The sequence below is a fragment of the Bacillus sp. TH17 genome (assembly GCF_016651125.1).
In the GTDB taxonomy this organism is placed as follows: Bacteria; Bacillota; Bacilli; order Bacillales; family Bacillaceae_G; genus Bacillus_A; species Bacillus_A mycoides.
In genome coordinates this window covers 3791806-3812232 of record NZ_JAEKEN010000001.1, presented here as the reverse complement: position 1 = coordinate 3812232, position 20427 = coordinate 3791806, and the positions used below count along the sequence as shown (strand labels likewise).

At 36.5% G+C, this 20427-nt stretch carries 23 protein-coding genes; 19 read left to right on the top strand and 4 right to left on the bottom strand.

Annotated elements, in window-relative coordinates; genetic code table 11:
• Positions 1-14 precede the first annotated feature (14 nt).
• The 4 genes from udk (at position 15) to JFT95_RS19515 (ending at position 4020) form a co-directional block, all read left to right on the top strand.
• Positions 15-653 (top strand): uridine kinase, encoded by a 639-nt coding sequence (udk, locus tag JFT95_RS19530; protein WP_002015274.1) that lies wholly within the window; start codon positions 15-17, stop codon positions 651-653.
• Between the two features lie 276 nt (positions 654-929).
• The gene (gene greA, locus JFT95_RS19525; protein ID WP_078213491.1) at positions 930-1406 is read left to right on the top strand and encodes a transcription elongation factor GreA; all 477 of its coding nucleotides are present in this window, start codon (positions 930-932) and stop codon (positions 1404-1406) included.
• A gap of 92 nt (positions 1407-1498) precedes the next feature.
• Entirely contained in the window at positions 1499-3253 is a 1755-nt protein-coding gene (locus JFT95_RS19520) for a peptidoglycan D,D-transpeptidase FtsI family protein (RefSeq protein WP_201052996.1), read from the top strand.
• A gap of 116 nt (positions 3254-3369) precedes the next feature.
• Positions 3370-4020 carry a YrrS family protein gene (locus JFT95_RS19515; protein ID WP_201052994.1) on the top strand — a complete coding sequence of 217 codons (651 nt, stop codon included), beginning with the start codon at positions 3370-3372 and terminating at the stop codon, positions 4018-4020.
• 36 nt (positions 4021-4056) lie between these two features.
• Here JFT95_RS19515 and JFT95_RS19510 read toward each other — a convergent pair whose 3' ends face one another.
• Positions 4057-4272, bottom strand: a complete 216-nt coding sequence (locus tag JFT95_RS19510; RefSeq protein WP_002015268.1) for a YrzA family protein — start codon at positions 4270-4272, stop codon at positions 4057-4059.
• Between the two features lie 137 nt (positions 4273-4409).
• Here JFT95_RS19510 and JFT95_RS19505 point away from each other — a divergent pair, with 137 nt between their 5' ends.
• From JFT95_RS19505 to JFT95_RS19445, 13 genes are all read left to right on the top strand, one after another.
• Positions 4410-5048: a class I SAM-dependent DNA methyltransferase gene (locus tag JFT95_RS19505; RefSeq protein WP_002129200.1), complete on the top strand. Its 639-nt coding sequence runs from the start codon at positions 4410-4412 to the stop codon at positions 5046-5048.
• Between the two features lie 14 nt (positions 5049-5062).
• Entirely contained in the window at positions 5063-5758 is a 696-nt protein-coding gene (mtnN, locus tag JFT95_RS19500; protein WP_201052993.1) for a 5'-methylthioadenosine/S-adenosylhomocysteine nucleosidase, read from the top strand.
• A gap of 82 nt (positions 5759-5840) precedes the next feature.
• The gene (locus JFT95_RS19495) at positions 5841-6764 is read left to right on the top strand and encodes an O-acetylserine dependent cystathionine beta-synthase (protein ID WP_002067263.1); all 924 of its coding nucleotides are present in this window, start codon (positions 5841-5843) and stop codon (positions 6762-6764) included.
• A gap of 3 nt (positions 6765-6767) precedes the next feature.
• Complete coding sequence (locus JFT95_RS19490; protein ID WP_201052992.1) at positions 6768-7901, top strand: bifunctional cystathionine gamma-lyase/homocysteine desulfhydrase; 1134 nt, start codon at positions 6768-6770, stop codon at positions 7899-7901.
• A gap of 260 nt (positions 7902-8161) precedes the next feature.
• Positions 8162-10765 carry a bifunctional acetaldehyde-CoA/alcohol dehydrogenase gene (adhE, locus tag JFT95_RS19485; protein WP_078422008.1) on the top strand — a complete coding sequence of 868 codons (2604 nt, stop codon included), beginning with the start codon at positions 8162-8164 and terminating at the stop codon, positions 10763-10765.
• Positions 10766-10891: 126 nt separating this feature from the next.
• Complete coding sequence (locus JFT95_RS19480) at positions 10892-11128, top strand: YrhC family protein (RefSeq protein ID WP_002034123.1); 237 nt, start codon at positions 10892-10894, stop codon at positions 11126-11128.
• Between the two features lie 147 nt (positions 11129-11275).
• Positions 11276-12223: an ABC transporter substrate-binding protein gene (locus JFT95_RS19475; RefSeq protein ID WP_201052991.1), complete on the top strand. Its 948-nt coding sequence runs from the start codon at positions 11276-11278 to the stop codon at positions 12221-12223.
• Positions 12224-12228: 5 nt separating this feature from the next.
• Positions 12229-13257, top strand: a complete 1029-nt coding sequence (locus JFT95_RS19470; protein WP_002015259.1) for a FecCD family ABC transporter permease — start codon at positions 12229-12231, stop codon at positions 13255-13257.
• Positions 13244-14062, top strand: a complete 819-nt coding sequence (locus JFT95_RS19465) for an ABC transporter ATP-binding protein (protein WP_002129193.1) — start codon at positions 13244-13246, stop codon at positions 14060-14062. Before JFT95_RS19470 ends, JFT95_RS19465 begins: the two co-directional genes overlap by 14 nt.
• On the top strand, positions 14029-14424 hold the full coding sequence (locus JFT95_RS19460) for an ankyrin repeat domain-containing protein (protein ID WP_201052990.1): 396 nt from the start codon (positions 14029-14031) through the stop codon (positions 14422-14424). The genes JFT95_RS19465 and JFT95_RS19460 overlap by 34 nt, the downstream gene beginning before the upstream one ends.
• Before the next feature lie 294 nt (positions 14425-14718).
• Complete coding sequence (locus JFT95_RS19455) at positions 14719-15246, top strand: GNAT family N-acetyltransferase (protein ID WP_002129191.1); 528 nt, start codon at positions 14719-14721, stop codon at positions 15244-15246.
• A 58-nt stretch (positions 15247-15304) separates the two neighbouring features.
• Positions 15305-15763, top strand: coding sequence for a GNAT family N-acetyltransferase (locus JFT95_RS19450; RefSeq protein ID WP_002129190.1), 459 nt, complete (start codon positions 15305-15307; stop codon positions 15761-15763).
• Between the two features lie 110 nt (positions 15764-15873).
• Entirely contained in the window at positions 15874-16251 is a 378-nt protein-coding gene (locus JFT95_RS19445; protein ID WP_002129189.1) for a hotdog family protein, read from the top strand.
• 38 nt (positions 16252-16289) lie between these two features.
• Here the strand turns inward: JFT95_RS19445 and JFT95_RS19440 are convergent, their stop codons facing one another.
• The gene (locus JFT95_RS19440) at positions 16290-16835 is read right to left on the bottom strand and encodes a helix-turn-helix domain-containing protein (protein WP_002015249.1); all 546 of its coding nucleotides are present in this window, start codon (positions 16833-16835) and stop codon (positions 16290-16292) included.
• 156 nt (positions 16836-16991) lie between these two features.
• On the opposite strand from JFT95_RS19440, the gene JFT95_RS19435 reads away from it, so the two are divergent.
• On the top strand, positions 16992-17396 hold the full coding sequence (locus tag JFT95_RS19435; protein WP_002015248.1) for a DoxX family protein: 405 nt from the start codon (positions 16992-16994) through the stop codon (positions 17394-17396).
• 21 nt (positions 17397-17417) lie between these two features.
• Positions 17418-18275, top strand: a complete 858-nt coding sequence (locus JFT95_RS19430) for a VOC family protein (protein ID WP_050000293.1) — start codon at positions 17418-17420, stop codon at positions 18273-18275.
• Positions 18276-18291: 16 nt separating this feature from the next.
• On the opposite strand, the gene JFT95_RS19425 is transcribed toward JFT95_RS19430, so the two are convergent.
• Both JFT95_RS19425 and JFT95_RS19420 read right to left on the bottom strand, forming a co-directional pair.
• Positions 18292-18606 carry a 4a-hydroxytetrahydrobiopterin dehydratase gene (locus JFT95_RS19425; RefSeq protein WP_002167644.1) on the bottom strand — a complete coding sequence of 105 codons (315 nt, stop codon included), beginning with the start codon at positions 18604-18606 and terminating at the stop codon, positions 18292-18294.
• The gene (locus JFT95_RS19420) at positions 18587-20341 is read right to left on the bottom strand and encodes an aromatic amino acid hydroxylase (RefSeq protein ID WP_201052988.1); all 1755 of its coding nucleotides are present in this window, start codon (positions 20339-20341) and stop codon (positions 18587-18589) included. Before JFT95_RS19420 ends, JFT95_RS19425 begins: the two co-directional genes overlap by 20 nt.
• Between the last annotated feature and the right edge of the window lie 86 nt (positions 20342-20427).

Sequence of the window (20427 nt, the reverse complement as noted above, 5' to 3'; positions counted from 1 at the left end):
AGAGTGGTAGTCGAATGGGGACGAATAAGCCTGTTGTAATTGGAATCGCTGGTGGCTCAGGATCAGGAAAAACAAGTGTAACGAAAGCGATTTTTGACCATTTTAAAGGTCATTCCATTTTAATCTTGGAGCAAGATTATTATTACAAAGATCAAAGCCATTTACCAATGGAAGAACGTTTAAAAACAAATTACGATCATCCGTTAGCGTTTGATAATGATTTGTTAATTGACCATTTGCAGCAGTTGCTTGCATATGAGCAAGTGGAAAAGCCTATATATGACTATACATTGCATACGCGTTCAGAAAAAATTATTCCAGTTGAGCCGAAAGATGTAATCATTTTAGAAGGAATTCTTATTTTAGAAGACCCACGTCTTTGTGAGTTAATGGATATTAAGGTGTTCGTTGATACAGATGCAGACCTTCGTATTTTACGCCGCATGCAGCGCGATATTGAAGAGCGCGGTCGTACAATGGATTCAGTTATCGACCAATACGTAAACGTTGTACGTCCAATGCATAATCAATTTATTGAGCCTTCTAAGAAATTCGCGGATATTATTATCCCTGAAGGTGGACAAAACCATGTTGCAATTGATATTATGGTTACAAAAATTGCAACAATTCTTGAACAAAAAGTAAATTTGTAATAGCATAGTAAAAGATATACGATAGGAAGGGATTTTTTCCCTTCTTATCGAATACAATGAAACATGAAACCTCACCTACCAATAGGTGAGGGCATATTTATATCAACTTTCCATACATACCTTCTTTATATAAGGAAGAATTGGAGAATAAGGGGTTGTATGTGACAACTCCACTAGTGCTACGTGTGCTAGAAACCTCCGCTATATAAGCGGAGGAGTTTTCATATGGAACTCCTCTTTTTTTCGGGGGATTGGTATATAAAAGGAGTGGAAAACATGGCAACAGAAAAAACATACCCTATGACGCAAGAGGGTAAGCAAAAACTAGAGAACGAAGTTGAACAATTAAAAACAGTAAGACGTAAAGAAGTTGTAGAGCGTATTAAGATCGCACGTAGCTTCGGAGATCTTTCTGAGAACTCTGAGTACGATGCAGCGAAAGATGAGCAAGCATTCGTCGAAGGACGTATTACACAACTTGAAAACATGATTCGTAATGCGGTTATCATTGAAGACAATGGTGAAGAGTCTACAGTTGTAACATTAGGTAAAACAGTAATATTTAAAGAGTTACCAGGTGGAGACGAAGAAGCATACATAATCGTAGGTAGCGCAGAAGCCGATCCATTTGAAGGAAGAATTTCTAACGATTCTCCAATCGCAAAAAGCTTATTAGGTAAGCAAATTGGTGAGAAGGTAGCAATCCAAACACCAGGTGGAGAAATGCAAGTAGAGATTATCTCTGTAAAATAACGTAAAAAATCACTCGTGTAAAAACGAGTGATTTTTTATTTGTATAAAAGGTGAAACACCTCGTCTAAACTACAATAGACGAGGTGTTTTTTATGAAAATGAAACGGAGAATTATAATTGTTTTAATTTGTTTTATGGGTGTGATTTTTTTATTACTTTGTCGTTTAATCCAAATACAGATTATAGATACGGAATCATTTACTGACCGAAATATCAATCTGATTGAAAAAAGTGTTACGCAACGAACACAATCACTTACAGTAGATAATGGAAGAGGGCATTTTACAGATCGAAATGGTAAGGAAATTGGTGAAGAGAAATATCCAGTCTTAATTATTTTTCCATTTTTACAAATAAAAAATGACATGTTAGAGAAAATTGCGCATATCATTGGTGTGTCGAGACAAGAGATAAGACTGCAAATGAAAAATAAGAATCAAGCATTTATATTACGAAGGGAGAATACCCCATTTCAATTAACGCTCGAGCAGATGAAGAAGGTAAATCAATTAAATATTTTAGGTATTGTAGCAGCAGAAGTTCGACTGAAGCAAATGGGAGAGGCAGATCATTTAATTGGTGATGTGGGAGAGAATGCACAGGAATTTCAAAAGCGTTATGGAGAAATGAAAAAAACTTCGAAACAAACGCCAATTGGTATTTCTGGATTGCAACAATCATTTGATGAATTTTTACTGACTGATGGAGAAGCGAAAGTACTATATCAAGTGGATCGACAAGGAGAACCGATTTTTGGGAAGCAGGCGAAATACACTTCACCAGGAAATCCATTTTATCCAGTTACTATTCAAACAACAATACATAAAACATTGCAACGACGAGCAGAGAAGATTATAGATGAAAACGGAATAAAAAAAGGTGGGTTAGTATTACTAGACATAAAGAATAGTGAAGTTGTAGCAATGGTAAGTAGGCCTTCTTTACAGATGAATGATAGGAGGATATATAAAGCTACACTTGAAAATCAAATGTTAACTCCTCATTTTCCGGGGTCTGTTTTTAAAACAGTAGTTGCAGCAGCAGGAATTGATGAGAATTTGGTGCGGTTTAATCGTACATTTAACTGTAATACGGATTTATACGGTGAAAATCTTCCACAAGTTATGATGGGGTCATTAAACTTTAAGGAAAGCTTTGCTAGAAGCTGTAATCGGACGTTTGCCGTATTAGGTGGTGAACTAATGCAAAAGGATAGGGGAGTGTTAGAAACGTATTTAGAGGCCTTAGGAGCACGTGAGAAGGTAGGTTGGAAAGGTTCGGTATTTCATACACCAGAATTTGAGCAATTGCCAGAAGAAAAGAGTGCTATTATTTGGGAAAGCGAAGAAAATAAAGATAGTAGAAAAGTGATTGCTCAAACGATGGTCGGACAAAAAGATGTACGTGTGTCACCTCTAGCTATAGCGAATATGATGGCGACAATTGCTAGAGGTGGAGAGAAGATGGAAGTGAAAGTCGTTAAAAAAATAGTGTATAAAAATGGAACCGACTTTTTTACATTTGAAAATCATAAATTAAATGGGAAACAGCTTTCTTATGAAACGATGAAAAAATTACAACAGTTGTTAAGAGGCGTTGTAACGATGGAGAAAGGAACGGGAACCGCATTCCGTTCGTTGCCACTAACTGTCGCTGGAAAATCTGGGACGGCACAAACAGGAAAAGGAGAGAGGGTGAATCGCTGGTTTGCAGGTTATTTTCCATATGAAAACCCAAGATATGCTTTAGTTGTAGTTGATATAGAAACAGATAGTAATGAAAATGTAGTCACACCAGTTTTTGCAGAAATGGTAGAGGCAATCCATCAATTAGAAATTGAAAAGTAATCTTGCAATTATTTATGAAATGTTTTCATTTCGTGAAAATATTATTGTAAATGTTCAACCTTTCTAGATTTAATGTTACAATAGCAAGTATGAAAAACTGCATGGAGGTTTGAAGAATGGCAGGAGGATCTAGATTCCAACAGAAACAACAAAAACGTCGTCAAAACGGTGTTTTAAATATTGCAATCGCTATTGTATTAGTAGCAGTAGCTATTGTAGCATATCAATTGTTTGTTCCTGACACAAAAGAGCAAGCGTCTTCTAATGATAAAAAGGTAGCTCAGCAAACAACAAAAGAAAATAAAGCTGAGAAAGCAAAAGGTAAAGAAGAGACGAAGAAGAACGAGAAAGAGAAAACAGAGGCTAAGAAGAAGGAAGAAGAAGAGAAGCTAAAGGCTGAGGAAGAAAAGAAAAAAGCTGAAGAAGAAGCGAAAGCTAACGAGAAAGCACCAGCTGAAAAAACACAGTCACAGGCAACAGATGCTTATACGAAATCTTCTTGGAAGCCAGTAGGTACAGAGCAAGGTGCAACACCTGCGATGACGTTTAAAAAAGGTACAGCAGATTGGAATGAGATGAATCAAGCGATTTCAGCTGCAATTGACGTTCCAGTAAATCAATTAGTTATCCATAGAATTGGAAATAACGGTAAGAATAAAGCTTACGGTAACGTACAAGATAAACAATCAGGTAAAAAATATTATGTGAATATTGATTGGGTAGAAAATGAGGGCTGGAAACCAGTACTCGTTCAAACTCTAAACTAAAAAAAGAGAGGCTCTTAAGAGCCTCTCTTTTTTTAGTTAGCGTAATTTCTTTAATTTAAAATGAACAACCGCACTATAATAAGGTCTTTTGCTTTCAGGATCCATAATCATTTGGTGAGAAATATGATGAACTTCGAGCATAAGTGCTTTATTATTATCAATTTGTTCGTTAATTTTTTTTTCTAGAGAAACTAAGTTTGCAGCCTCGAAAAATTCTACTTTATCTTCTAACATTTCAAAGGTAAATGACACGAAGATGCCCCCTCTCCTATGATAATCACCTATAGTGTAACAAAGAAAAGAAGGAAATACTACGTACATTTCAATTGACATTTTTAGAAAGAGAGAATATCATACTGATAAAACCGATAAGAAAAAGGGGAATTTTTATGGGAACAGAATTTAATGGTTTATTTGATGAATGGGCTCATACGTACGACTCATTTGTACAAGGCGAAGATATACAATATAAAGAAGTTTTCGCCCATTATGAGGACATTTTAGAGGATGTAGTTAACAAGTCATTTGGCAACGTATTAGAATTTGGTGTTGGTACTGGCAATTTAACAAATAAATTATTACTTGCTGGTCGCACAGTTTACGGTATAGAACCGTCACGCGAAATGCGTACTATTGCAAAAGAGAAATTACCAAAAGATTTTTCAATTACAGAGGGTGATTTTCTTTCATTTGAAGTCCCAAATTCAATCGATACTATTGTGAGCACTTACGCATTTCATCATTTAATAGATGAAGAAAAAGACGTAGCAATTGCGAAGTATAGTCAATTGCTAAACAAAGGTGGTAAAATAGTGTTTGCTGATACGATATTTGCAGATCAAGATGCATATGATAAAACTGTCGAAGTAGCAAAACAAAGAGGTTTTCATCAGTTAGCAAACGATTTGCAAACAGAATACTATACACGTATTCCGATCATGCAATCTATTTTTGAAAACAATGGCTTCCACGTAACGTTTACGAGATTAAATCATTTCGTTTGGGTAATGGAGGCAACTAAGCAATAGAAAGAGGGATTAGATTGAGAATTGCTGTAATTGGAGCAATGGAAGAAGAAGTACGTATTTTACGTGACAAACTAGAACAAGCAGAAACAGAAACTGTTGCAGGTTCTGAATTTACGAAAGGGCTATTGGCAGGGCATGAAGTAATCTTGCTAAAGTCTGGTATTGGTAAAGTAAATGCAGCGATGTCAACGACAATTTTATTAGAAAAATATAAGCCTGAAAAAATAATTAATACTGGCTCAGCTGGTGGATTCCATCACTCTCTAAATGTTGGTGATGTAGTTATTTCAACAGAAGTTCGTCACCATGACGTAGATGTAACAGCATTTAACTACGAATATGGTCAAGTGCCAGGAATGCCACCTGGATTTAAAGCTGATGAGGCATTAGTTGCATTAGCTGAGAAATGTATGCAGGCAGAAGAAAATATTCAAGTCGTAAAAGGTATGATTGCAACAGGTGATTCATTTATGAGTGATCCGAACCGCGTTGCAGCAATTCGTGATAAATTTGAAGATCTTTATGCAGTAGAAATGGAAGCAGCAGCTGTTGCGCAAGTATGCCACCAATATGAAGTTCCGTTTGTTATTATTCGTGCACTTTCTGATATTGCTGGTAAAGAATCAAATGTTTCATTTGATCAATTTTTAGATCAAGCAGCTCTTCATTCTACAAACTTTATCGTAAAAGTACTAGAAGAGTTAAAGTAATGTAACAAAAAGGCAACTGTCTCATATAAAGAAAATACATACAGTTGCCTTTTCTTTATTGGCAAATAAGGGGGAGAACACGATGAATGTATATCGTGGAGTTCATGAGTTGATTGGTCATACACCAATCGTGGAAATTACTCGTTTTTCACTTCCGAAAGGAGTCCGTTTATTTGCGAAGCTTGAATTTTACAACCCAGGCGGAAGCGTTAAGGATCGTTTAGGAAGAGAATTAATCGAAGATGCACTAGAAAAAGGGCTTGTTGCAGAGGGCGGAACAATTATTGAACCGACGGCTGGGAATACTGGCATTGGACTGGCACTTGCAGCGTTAGAACATGATTTACGCGTCATTGTTTGTGTACCAGAGAAATTTAGTATTGAAAAACAAGAATTAATGAAAGCGCTAGGTGCAACGGTCGTGCATACACCGACTGAGCAAGGAATGACCGGCGCAATTGCAAAGGCAAAAGAATTAGTAAATGAAATACCGAATTCATACTCTCCAAGTCAGTTTGCGAATGAAGCAAACCCTCGTGCTTATTTCAAAACATTAGGTCCTGAACTTTGGGATGCATTGAATGGAGAAATTAACATATTTGTTGCAGGGGCAGGAACTGGCGGTACGTTTATGGGAACTGCGTCTTATTTAAAAGAGAAAAACATTGATATTAAGACGGTTATTGTAGAACCAGAAGGATCTATTTTAAATGGCGGTAAAGCTGGTTCACATGAAACAGAAGGGATTGGTCTTGAATTCATCCCGCCATTTTTAAAAACATCTTATTTTGATGAAATTCATACAATTTCTGATCGACATGCATTTTTACGAGTGAAAGAGTTAGCGCAAAAAGAAGGCCTTCTCGTTGGAAGCTCTTCAGGAGCAGCGTTTCATGCAAGCTTACTTGAGGCAGAGAAAGCAGCACCAGGTACGAATATTGTAACGATTTTTCCTGATAGTAGTGAGCGCTATTTAAGTAAAGACATATACAAAGGATGGGAATAAAAAATGAGAGCAAAGACAAAATTAATTCATGGTATTCGCATAGGAGAACCTTTAACTGGATCTGTAAATGTACCGATTTATCAAACAAGTACGTATAAACAAGAAGCAGTTGGTAAGCATCAAGGATATGAATATTCACGTACAGGCAACCCAACACGTGCAGCTTTAGAAGAAATGATTGCTGTATTAGAAAACGGTCATGCTGGATTTGCATTTGGTTCAGGAATGGCTGCTATTACAGCAACAATTATGTTGTTCTCAAAAGGAGATCACGTCATTTTAACAGATGATGTTTATGGCGGAACATACCGTGTTATTACGAAAGTATTAAACCGCTTCGGTATTGAGCATACATTTGTAGATACAACAAACCTAGAGGAAGTTGTAGAAGCGATTCGTCCAAATACGAAAGCGATTTATGTGGAAACACCAACGAATCCATTACTGAAAATTACTGATATTAAGAAAATATCCGCTCTTGCTAAAGAAAACGATTTATTAACAATTATTGATAACACATTCATGACACCATATTGGCAGTCGCCAATTTCTTTAGGAGCAGACATTGTACTTCATAGTGCAACGAAATATTTAGGTGGGCATAGTGATGTAGTTGCAGGCCTAGTAGCTGTAAATAGCCCGCAACTAGCAGAAGACCTTCATTTCGTACAAAACTCAACAGGAGGTATTCTTGGACCACAAGACAGCTTCTTACTACTTCGTGGTTTAAAAACATTAGGAATTCGTATGGAGGAGCATGAAATAAATTCACGCGCAATTGCTGAGTTTTTAAATAACCATCCGAAAGTAAATAAAGTATATTATCCAGGTCTTGAATCACATCAAAATCATGAATTAGCAAAAGAACAGGCGAACGGATTTGGTGCAATCATCTCATTCGATGTAGATAGTGAAGAAACATTAAATAGAGTACTTGAGAAGTTACAGTACTTTACACTTGCTGAAAGCTTAGGAGCAGTAGAAAGCTTAATTTCCATTCCATCACAAATGACACATGCATCAATCCCAGCAGATCGCCGTAAAGAATTAGGAATTACAGATACATTAATTCGAATCTCTGTTGGTATTGAAGATGGAGAAGATTTAATTGAAGATTTGGCACAAGCACTAGCATAGTAAAAATGCACTGCTAATATAGAGCAGTGCATTTTTATTATATTAATTTGTGAAATGTTTCACAAATTAGACATACACAAATGAAATGATTTCATGTATATTAAATTCATGAAATGTTATTCACGAACAAACTTGTGAAATGTTTCACAAACAATGGGATTCATGTAGGAAGGTAACTCTATTTTTTTACGCTAATCGGGACTTTTTATGACCTATAGGGACTTATAAAGTCCAAGATAGCAGAATAGGAGGAAATTTACATGGTAGTCAAAGAGAAAGTTGTAAATGAAATGCAAGAGGTAAAAGAGATGATTGATACGTTAGTAGATAACGGTCAAAAAGCTTTACAAGCATTAGAAAGTTTTACACAAGAGCAAATTGACAACATTGTTCATGAAATGGCGCTTGCGGGTGTCGATCAACATATGCCGCTTGCGAAGTTGGCTGTTGAAGAAACGGGCCGTGGCGTATATGAAGATAAATGCATTAAAAATATTTTTGCCACTGAATATATTTGGCATAGTATAAAGAAAGATAAAACGGTAGGAATTATTCATGAAGATCCTCATGAAGAAATAATAGAAATCGCAGAACCTGTCGGTGTAGTAGCTGGGGTAACGCCAGTAACGAACCCAACATCGACAACAATGTTTAAAGCATTAATCGCGATAAAAACGAGAAATCCAATTATTTTCGCATTTCATCCTTCTGCACAAAACTGTTCCGTTGCAGCGGCAAAAACAGTATATGATGCAGCAGTGAAAGCTGGTGCACCAAAGCATTGTATTCAATGGATTGAAAGACCTTCTGTGGAAGCAACGAAACAATTAATGAACCATGATGGTGTCGCACTCGTTCTAGCAACTGGAGGGGCTGGTATGGTGAAATCGGCTTATTCTACTGGTAAACCGGCGCTAGGTGTAGGGCCAGGTAATGTACCATGTTATATAGAGAAATCGGCACATGTAAAACGTGCTGTTAATGATTTGATTTTATCGAAAACATTTGATAACGGTATGATTTGTGCGTCAGAACAAGCCATCATTGTAGATAAGGAAATCTATAATGATGTTAAAGCAGAAATGATTGCAAATAATTGTTATTTTGTAACAGAGGAAGAGAGAAAGAAATTAGAAAAGCTTGTTATTAATGAAAATACATGTGCAGTAAATAGTGATATTGTTGGGAAATCAGCACAGTATATTGCTGAATTAGTAGGAATTACTGTACCTGAACATACAAAAATGCTTGTAGCTGAAATTAAAGGCATCGGAGCAGCGTATCCACTATCTCGTGAGAAACTGAGCCCAGTGTTAGCTTGTGTAAAAGCAAATTCATTAGAAGAAGGATTTACATATTGCGAAGAAATGTTAGAGCTTGGTGGCCTAGGGCATTCAGCGGTTATCCATTCTACAAATAAAGAAGTACAAAAACAATTTGGGTTACGTATGAAAGCCTGCCGTCTCATTGTAAATGCACCTTCATCACAAGGTGGAATTGGTGATATATATAATGGATTTATTCCATCACTTACGCTTGGTTGTGGCTCCTACGGGAAAAACTCAGTTTCCCAAAACGTAACGGCGACTCATTTATTAAATATAAAAAGGTTGGCAAATAGAAAAAAGAATATGCAGTGGTTCAAATTACCACCCAAAATTTATTTTGAAAAACATGCGACAGCATATTTAGCAAACATGCCTAACATTTCCCGCGCATTTATTGTAACGGATCCAGGGATGGTTGAGCACGGTTATGTAGATACAGTTACGCACTATTTACGTAAGCATACAAATGATGTGAAAGTTGAAGTCTTCTTTGAAGTTGAGCCAGATCCATCAGATGAAACTGTATTTAAAGGTGCGGACATGATGAAAAGCTTTAAACCAGATGTAATTATCGCGCTTGGTGGCGGTTCAGCTATGGATGCAGCAAAAGGGATGTGGCTATTCTATGAGCACCCAGAAACGACATTCTATGGAATAAAACAGAAGTTTTTAGATATAAGAAAACGTACATGTAAGTATCCGAACTTGGGAAATAAAGCACAATTTGTTGCCATTCCAACAACATCAGGGACGGGATCAGAGGTGACGCCATTTGCGGTTATTACAGATAAGAAAAATAATATTAAATACCCGCTTGCGGATTATGAATTAACACCAGATGTAGCGATTGTTGATCCGCAATTTGTAATGACAGTACCACCTCATGTGACGGCAGATACTGGTATGGACGTATTAACACATGCAATTGAAGCGTATGTGTCTGTTCTGGCAAATGACTATACTGATGGTTTAGCATTAAAAGCAATTGATCTCGTATTTAAATATTTGCCGAGAGCATATAAAGATGGAAATGATGAAGAAGCACGAGAAAAAATGCATAATGCTTCCGCAATCGCAGGGATGGCATTTGCAAATGCTTTCCTAGGTATTAATCATAGTTTAGCGCATAAAATTGGACCGGAATTCCATATTCCGCATGGACGTGCGAATGCAATTCTTATGCCGCACGTAGTTCGCTATAATGCTATTAAGCCAAGAAAACACGCATTGTTCCCAAAATATGAGCACTTTGTGGCTGATGAACGCTATGCACATATTGCGAGAATGCTCGGGCTTCCAGCAAGCTCAACAGCGGAAGGTGTGGAATCACTCGTCCAAGCAATTATTGAGCTTGGAAAAAGCTTAAATATAAATATGAGTATTGCAGGACAAGGAGTTGCTAAAGATCAATTTGAAGGGGTTGTTGGATTATTAGCAGAAAGAGCTTTTGAAGATCAATGTACAACAGCTAATCCAAAATTACCGCTCATTTCAGAGCTGAAAGAAATCTATATAGAAGCATATAAAGGCGTATAATAGATAAAAAAGAGCCGCGAGTAAGCGGCTCTTTTTTACTTTGGAAAACATCTCCCAGATTGGTTCTATTTACTTGTCTTTAAGCTTGATAGAATGTGATAAAGTGAGGATGGGAGTGATAAGCAGATGAAAGAATTACAAGAAAAAATAGCAGATTATACCCGGTTTGCACAAGTACTTTTAGCTATAAGTACATTTTTAATGATCGGTTTATTAATTCCAAGTGGAATAAAAAGTATGGTACAGTCTTTTGTTATGATGGGGAGTATTATTGTATTTTTAGTTCTTGCTTTTTTCTTCTTTAAGCGTGTTAGAACGATGCGTGATCAATTAGAGGAGAGCGAATATGAAGAAAATTGTTAAATAGGGCGCTACGAAAAGAAGAAATCTTTTTGTAGCGTTTTTTCATTTTTGTAGAAAATGTATGCGTTTCATATTGACAATGATAATCCTTATCAATTAAAGTAGAATAGTAGTTAATGATTATTATTATCAATTAGAGGTGAAAGAATGAACAAATCTATTACGCTGTTCACAGCGATCTTATCTATTTTTTTCTTATTAATAGGTTGCAGTGCAAAAGAAAACGAAAAAGCATCCGCAACAAAAACAGACAAAGGAACAGACAAAATCGAAATTACCGATCTCTCAGACAGAAAGATAACATTCAATAAAGTTCCTGAAAGTTTTGCTACGTTGAGTATGGGAGACATGGATATTATTCATGCTTTAGGTGGAAAAATAGTAGGTCGTCCGGATACAAAATTAACTCTCCCAGAGGAATTAAAGAAAGCACAAGTAATCGGGAATGCACATCAACCGAATTTTGAGCAAATTGCTAGTTTAAAACCGGATGTACTTGTTGCTAACAATGGATTCCAAAAGAACATTCCAACGGTCGAAGGACAAGGAACAAAAGTAATCATTTCTTCAGCCAACTCTGTAAAAGATATTCAAAAGGGTATTGAAATGTATGGAACAGTAATGAAGAAAGAAGATAAAGCAAAAGAGCTTAACAAAAAAATTAATGATCAAATGAAGAAATATGAGAAAAAGAGTGACGTTAAAGCGTTGCTAGTTTATGGAGCACCAGGCACTTATTTAGCAGCATTACCAACATCTCTATCAGGGGATATTTTAGAAAAAACAGGCGGGAAAAATATCGCAGCTAGTTTTCCAGAAATGAAAGAGTATCCGCAATATGCACAGCTAAGTGTAGAACGTATTATTGAAGCAAATCCAGATGTGATTTATTTAATTACACATGGAGATCCCAATAGTGTGAAAAAAGCATTTGAAGGCGAAATGATGAAAAATGAAGCATGGAAAAATTTAGATGCAGTAAAACAAAATCGTGTAGTTATTTTACCACCAGATTTATTTGGATCAAATCCTGGGACAAAAGTTACAGAAGCGATGGACTTTATGTATAAAAGTATACAAGATGTAAGGAAATGATAAGTATGGAGAGTAGTGAAATAGTAAGAGAAAAGGAACATCCTTTTGCGAGAAAAAGGTGGATAATAACAGTTACTTTAGTCGTATTAACTGTTCTAGGTCTTTTTTATGGCCTTTTTGCAGGGAGCTTATCTTTTTCTTTACGAGACATTATAGAAGGTATACAAGATGAAGGTTCGACAGTTCATCGAATTGTATGGGATCTTCGTATACCGAGAGTGCTCGTTGGTTTTATAGTAGGAACGTGTTTAGCTGCATCAGGAGCATTATTGCAAGGGGTTATGAGAAATCCTCTTGCAGATCCTGGAATTATCGGAGTTTCATCAGGAGCAGGTCTTGTAGCAATTATAATCATGATTTTATTTCCTCAACATATGGCATTCTTACCACTAGGAGCGTTTTTAGGAGCTTTTATTACAGCAATGGTCATTTACGCACTATCATGGCAAAAGGGGGCGCCACCTTCACGAATTGTATTAGTAGGTGTTTCAATAAACGCATTAATTGGTGCAGCGACTTCAGCGCTAATGTTATTACATAGCGACAAAGTACAATCAGTTTTACCGTGGTTAGCTGGTGGTATTGGTGGTGTTAGTTGGGCACATTTAAATATGATTATTTACTATGCGATATTCGCTATTATATTAGCTTTCTTCGGTATTAAACATATTCGAGTATTAATGCTTGGGGATGAAATGGCAAAATTATTAGGGTATAACGTGGAAAGAAGTCGATTTTATTTAATAGTAGTAAGTACAATGTTAGCTGGAATAGCAGTTAGTGTTTCTGGTCTTATTGGATTTGTCGGTCTTGTTGTACCGCATATGTTACGTTTATTAGTTGGAAATGACTATAAATATTTACTGCCATTATCATGCCTTGGCGGTGGGATATTACTTGTTTTTGCGGATGCGATAGCTCGAAGTTGGTTCGATCCAATCGAATTGCCTGTTGGTATTTTATTGTCCTTCTTAGGTGGTCCGTTCTTCTTATATTTAATCCATAGAGGAGGAAAACAACGTGATTTCCGTTAACAAAGTGTTTTACGCACATTCTGAAAGATTTCAAATGCAAAATATGAATGTACATATTAAAGCTGGAGAAATCGTTAGTTTAATCGGCCCGAATGGATCGGGGAAATCTACTTTGCTTCGTTTAATAGCACGGCTACTTAAACAAAGCGAAGGAGACATCATTTTAGATGGGGAAAATATTTATACGATGAAGAGTGCAGATGTAGCGAAGCAATTAGCGATGTTACCACAAATGCACGATCATCAATTAGATTTAACAGTGAAAGAACTAATAGAGTTCGGAAGAGGTCCTCATAAATCATGGAGTAGTCGCTTAAATAAAGAAGATGAAGAAATTGTTGATTGGGCATTGTCTGTTACAAAGCTTGAAGGGTATGAATATCGTCTTTTACAATCCTTATCAGGAGGAGAAAGGCAACGTGCTTGGATTGCAATGACGCTTGCACAACGCACAAATGTCTTACTATTAGATGAACCAACAACCTTTTTAGATATCGTCCATCAGTTAGAGGTAATGGAACTTGTTAAACGATTAAACGAAGAGTTTGGTATGACGATTGTAATGGTTTTACATGATATTAATCAAGCGGCTCAATATAGCGATCGTTTACTCGTATTAAAACAAGGGAAGATTCAGTATGATGGCGTACCAGAAGAAGTACTATGTCATCAAATGTTTCAGCGTGTATTTGGAATTGAAGTTGATATATTCCAAGGGAGTGACAAGCCATTTTTTACACCGAAACGAATTTGTGAAAAGGGAGAAGAGAGATGCAAACAGACGAGCGTATTACCACTGAGTTAGTAAGGGAATTTGTTATGGCAGCTCACGGAGATCTAGAAAGAGTACAGGAGCTTTCGGCCGAATCACCGAGCTTACTTCATGCTTCTTATAATTGGGGTGGCTCAGATTGGGAAAGTGCCTTAGGAGCAGCGGCCCATGTAGGCCGTAAAGATATTGCTCTTTATTTACTGGAAAAGGGAGCTCGGATGGATATTTTTGCAGCAGCTATGCTGGGTGAACTTGAAGTCGTACAAGCCATTTTAGTAGCACAACCAGAAGCATTACGTGCATCTGGCCCACATGGCATCTCTCTTCTTCAACATGCACGAATGGGTGGAGAAAAAGCTCAGCGTGTATTTGAGTACTTAACAGTGCTTTCTTAATGACCGCAAAGTTCTTATGTGCGGTAAACTTTCCACTCAAAGGATTGGAAGGTTTACCGCCCGTTAGAACGGGATAAGTATCTAGTATATTTGAAAATCCTACACCCCCTCAATTGTAGTTTTCTTTATACTAGTTATGATATGGATGCAGTAGACACTCTTTTGTCTACTGCTTTTTTTTGATATAATACACTTTTATAAGATTGAATTTTCTTTCTTTTTGGTAACTTTCTTGATATGAATTATTCAACACTTACGTAGTTTGAAATATGTTGTTATGTAATGAGGTTCAAAATGATGGGAGTGAATAAAAGAGTGTTCCATACAGATCGCTTACAATTTCGCAAATATACAATGGATGATTTACCATTTTATGCTTCTTTATGGGGGGATGAGAAGGTAATGCGCTATATTGGAAATGGAACGTTAAAAACATTTATGCAATGTAAAAAAAGTTTGGAGGAGAGGGTACTTCCAAATTATAAAAATGGTCTCGGTTTATTTGTAATGATTGAAAAGGAAACAGGGATAAGAATTGGTCATGCAGGACTTGTCAAGCAGAAGGTAGATGGAAAAGAGGAAATTGAGATTGGCTATTGGCTACTTCCTAAATATTGGGGGAAAGGGTATGCGAAAGAGGCTGCGGCGGCTTTTCGAGACTATGGTTTTCAAGCATTACAAATGAATAAATTAATTTCACTTATTAATCCGAACCACCCAGCTTCAATATTTGTTGCTAGAAAAACAGGGCTTAGTTATGAGAAAACAACTTCATTTCATGAGATGGAAGTTCTCGTTTATTCCATTAAGCGGGTTGGATGAAAAAAGGTGAATTGCATTTTTGGGAGAATGGTATATAAAAAATAAAGGGAGGGATTACATGTATATTTATCATAATGGATTAATTATTCGTGAAGGAACGAATGGAGTGCCAGCATATGCGATTAAGACATTATTTGAAGATGCTGGCTGGAGTAATGATAATATCCCTTCTTGGCAAATTGAAAAGTTTACGATTGCATTTGAAAATTCAACATGGGCTTTCACAATTTGGGATGAAGAAGAAATGGTCGCGATGGTTAGAGTGATTTCTGATCAAATCATGGTTGCTAACATAGTAAATTTAGTTGTGAAGTGTGAGTATAGGGGGAAAGGGTTAGGTAAGAAACTTGTAGCTCTTTGTTTACAAAAGCTTCCGCATGGCGATTGGTTTGCGCATACGTCCGCTAACAATTTTGATTTTTATAGAAGTTGTGATTTTGAAGTAAGAGAGTTATCAAGAAATGGAACATGTGCGTACTATGGGTATCAAGTGGCCAAAGAGGAAGGGCATCGATAACTTATAAGGTAATAAAGAAAAAGGATTGCTATTTTAATAATATAAACTGAACTGAGACTCATTTTGTGATAAAATAAAAGAAAATTCAGTTTATTAAACGGGGGATAAAAATGAATGTAAAAGTTGGGGATATATTTAAATACGAAAGAAGATTTACCGAGGAAGAAGTTTTTGAATTTGCAAATATTACAGGCGATAAAGGTAGACATCATATGGAATATGATGAGAATGGACGATTAATGGTCCATGGTTTATTGACTGCTAGCATTGGGACGAAAGTAGGCGAAGAGTTACATTACATAGCGAGGGAATTAGTAAGTGAGTTTATTAGACCAGTTTTTACAGGGGATACGGTTACTTGTGAATTAACTTTAACAAATATTGAGCAAATGGAAGGATATAAAAAAGTTTCAATTGAGTCAGTTTATCGCAATCAACATGAAAAGACCGTACTAGTTGGGACGAGTTATGGAATTATAAGGGGATAAAAAAGAAGCCTGTTACGAAACAGGCTTCTTTTTATCGTTTAGTAAACACGTTTTCGATTTTCCGCATGACTAGAGATAAGTAATAATGCAGATTCTTCACCTATATTGCGAACAATATGAGGAACGCATGCATTCCAAGAGAAAGAATCACCTTCTTCTACAATCGCAATATCTTCTCCATGTTGAACTTCTAGTTTTCCGCGTAATACAAGATGACACTCTTCACCTTCATGAGCATTTGGTGAGTTTTCTTTCGGGAATCCGGCAGAAATTTCTACTAGAGATAGGCGGAGACCACCTTGCTCCGCAACATGCTCAATTCTTTGTTCATCTTTTCCATACACACTGTATTTACGCTCTTCTTTTTTTACAATTTTCAAACGATCTTTTTGTTCTAACAATAAATATGGAAGGGGGACATTTAAAAAATTAGCGATCATTTCTAAAGTTGAGATAGATGGTGATGTTTTATTGTTTTCAACCTGACTCATAAAGCCTTTAGAAAGACCTGTTCCTTCACAAATTTGGGCAATCGTAATTCCTCTACGTTGACGAATTTCACGAATCGCAGAACCGATATTCATAAAATCATGCTCCTTTTTGTAAACAACTATTTGTATCATAGCAAAAAAAAAATATTTTTTCTCATGAAAAATGAATTGACGAATAAAAATAATTAGTGTATGTTTTGTAATGTAAATAAAAGTTTTGTATAACAAAACTATAAAGGAGAGAAAGAAATGAATCAACATATTGGTAACTTAATTATTCGTATCGTGTTAGGGGTAACGTTCTTTATGCACGGTTTAACAAAATTCCAATCAGGAATTGACAATATTGCAGGGTGGTTTACAAGCATTGGTTTACCAGGAGGACTTGCATACGGTGTAGCAACAGTTGAATTAGTTGGAGGTCTATTGTTAATTCTAGGTTTAGGCGTAAGGTATATTGGCTTATTATTTGCACTTGTTATGGTTGGAGCGATTGTGAAAGTAAAATGGTCAGCTGGTTTGTTAGGAGACGGGAAAAATCCTGGATTTGAGTTAGAACTTGCATTATTAGCGATGGGTGCTTACTTATTTGTTGCGAAAGCTAATGGTTTTGTAGATAATTTCTTAAAAGAGAAAATGTTAAAGAAGAATTAATTAAAATGGGGGTATAACAAAATGGGCTTTCCACTTCATCCCGAAACAACACTTGGGGTTGTTCATTTATATGTATCAAATTTAAAGAAATCGCTAGAGTTTTATACAGAAGTATTGCGTATGAAGGTACTGGAAGAAAAAAGTACAATCGTTACGTTTGGTAATGAGGACAATGAGCCACTTCTCATAATAGAAGAAAAGGAAGACGCTCTTCCGAAGCAAAGAGGTCGAACTGGTTTATATCACTATGCAATTTTATTACCAAACAGACAAGACTTAGCAAATATTCTTCGTCATTTTGTTGAGAGAGTACACCCATTACATGGTGGGGCTGACCATTACTTTAGTGAAGCTCTTTATTTAGCTGATCCAGATGGAAACGGGATTGAAATTTATCATGATCGCCAAAAAGAAGTTTGGCATGATGAAAATGGAGAGCTACCATTTGTTAGTAACCCGTTAGACGGCGAAGGATTATTACAGCAAGGAAGTACATGGAATGGGTTCCCGGCTGGTACTGTGATGGGGCACATTCATTTACATGTAGCTGACTTAGAAGAAGCGAAACATTTCTATGTTGATGGCCTTGGTTTTGATGTAACGATTCCAGCTCGTAATGGAGCGTTGTTCGTATCAGCAGGTGGTTATCATCACCATGTCGGTTTAAATACATGGCAGGGTGAAGGTATACCACCACAAATGCCAAATTCCGTTGGTTTGAAATATTTCACAATTGTACTAGCAGATGAAAAACAAAAAGAGCAAGTGTGTGAAAGTTTAAAATATATTGGCGTAGTTGCTACGTATAAAGATGGAATATTACAGGCCAAGGATCCGTTTGGACATTGTATACATTTTAAAGTGAAAGGAGAAGCCTAAAAAGGCTTCTCTTTTTTCACTTTCTTATAATAGCTTTTTCATTTTGTAAAAATAGTTCATCAAATTGCTTTGCAAGGTCAAAATCTAGTTTCGTTAAACCTTTTGCATTCCATGATGACAAAGTAATAATGACTGCTTTATACTGGATAAGGATAAATGGGTGGTGATTATGTTCTTCTGATAGTTTGGCGGCTTCAGAGACAAATTCGACTCCTTTTAAGTAGTCGGAAAACATATATTTTCTTTCAATCCATTTTTCATCTTTCACTGTCCATTTATCCAGCTTTGTTAATTCCTCTTGTACTTCTTCATTAGTTAATCGTAGCATCATTTTTCACATCCTTTACCTGCAGTAACGCAAGACCATTGTTAATAAGACGTGTTACAGATTCTTCAGTTGTGAAAGTAGAAAGTTGTTGTAATAATGCTGCTGATGCTTCGTGTCCTTTGTTATGTTCTAAAAGCAATTCTAAAATTTCAAGACGAAGCAACCATTCTTTCGGATGAAATTTATTTAATACTTCTTGAATAGCTATTAATCGATCAGTATGAGTATCGTGTAAAATACTATCGTTACGTATATCTCGAACTGTTTGATACATACGTTCAAGCTTATTCAGTACAAGTGGATCAGGCGTTTCTTGTACTTCTTCATTCATCGGGAAAAATGCAGCCGCATCTGCCGCTCCTGGGAATACAGAAGTGATTTGTGAGCCGACAGCCATATCAAATGCTCCCCATGAAGGATCAAATAATAAGCGATCTTTATGAGTAACTGCACAATTTATAAAGGAGATAAGAGCAATTTTTTTATCATTTTTTACAATGTCTGTTACTGTTCCTTTTACATGAATGCCACTTGCAAAAGTAAAATCTGCACTGCTTCCAATTGTAATGCCTAATGATTGTAATTGTTCTTCTGTACAATTTTCTAATGCAATATCTCCATCTAGTAATCCGATTGGTGTCCCGAATCCATCGCTGTGCACAGATGTAGAATGATTTGCTAGTTGTTTATTATGAATTGCTAATGCAGTTGGTGAGCTTGTTCGTGTGTAAATAACTTCACCAGTATCATTTTTAATTGTCTCTGTAAATGTACCCATAATTTGTAATCCACTACTTAGCTCAGTTGTAGCATGATTTTCGGAGCGGATTGCTTTTTCTAATCCTTCTGTTCCACCTGTTTTAAATGCCATCGTTGTAGAGAACTGCTCAAGGGCCTCAGTCAATTCTTCAAATGATTCACAAACAAATAGCTGTGGTTGCATTTTTGTTACATCATAAGTTGTCCCGGTGCAAGCTTCAATTGAGAATGGGACTTTCTTTACAGCGTTTGTTAAGCAATGCTTACTTTCACCGACAGAGGAAAGGAGACCAGCACCGTAAATTTTCGGATCATTTATATTGCCTATTAAGCCGTATTCCACTGTCCACCAGAATAAACGTGAAATTTGTTCTGCTTCTGATAAACCAGAAACTAAGTTTTGTTTTTCGATTACAGCATTTTCAGCAACTGTAACTTCTTCAGGTGTAGAAGTAGGGCTTTCTTTTACGATCGTTAATGTACGAACGGCTTCAAAAGCATCATGTTCTTCTTTTGTGGAGAAAGCTTTCGCTCCAATTTGTCCAAAGCGTTTCACATATTTTGCATATGTAGAATCAAGCAAAATCGGTGCGTGGCCTGCAGCTTCATGAACGATATCAGGAGCGGGTGTATACTCGATATTTTCTACTTTACGAATATCTGTTGCGATTGGTAGTAATCCATGCCCCTGAAAATCGAAGAATGCGACGCCGGGAATAAGTCCGTCAATCGTTACGGCACCCCAGCCGCTTGGTGCTAAACAGTCATTCATTTCTTCTACTTTTGGAATTGCATCTATATTAATACCAGATGATTGTAGTCCGTTAACATAGGATGGATGAGCAACATCTTTTAAGAAGCTATGGTTTTGTCTCATAATGTAACGCCAAACAGCGTGATTCACCGGTGTGTATTGATCATAATGCTGTGTGGATACGAATGGTTTTAAATGTGATGGAATTTCTTTTTTCTTTGTCATTTAGACGTCCTCCTTTTTCTCTATAAAAATGAATACCAGTTTTGTATAGCTTGTACCACCTCCTTTCAGAATTGTAAGCGCTTATA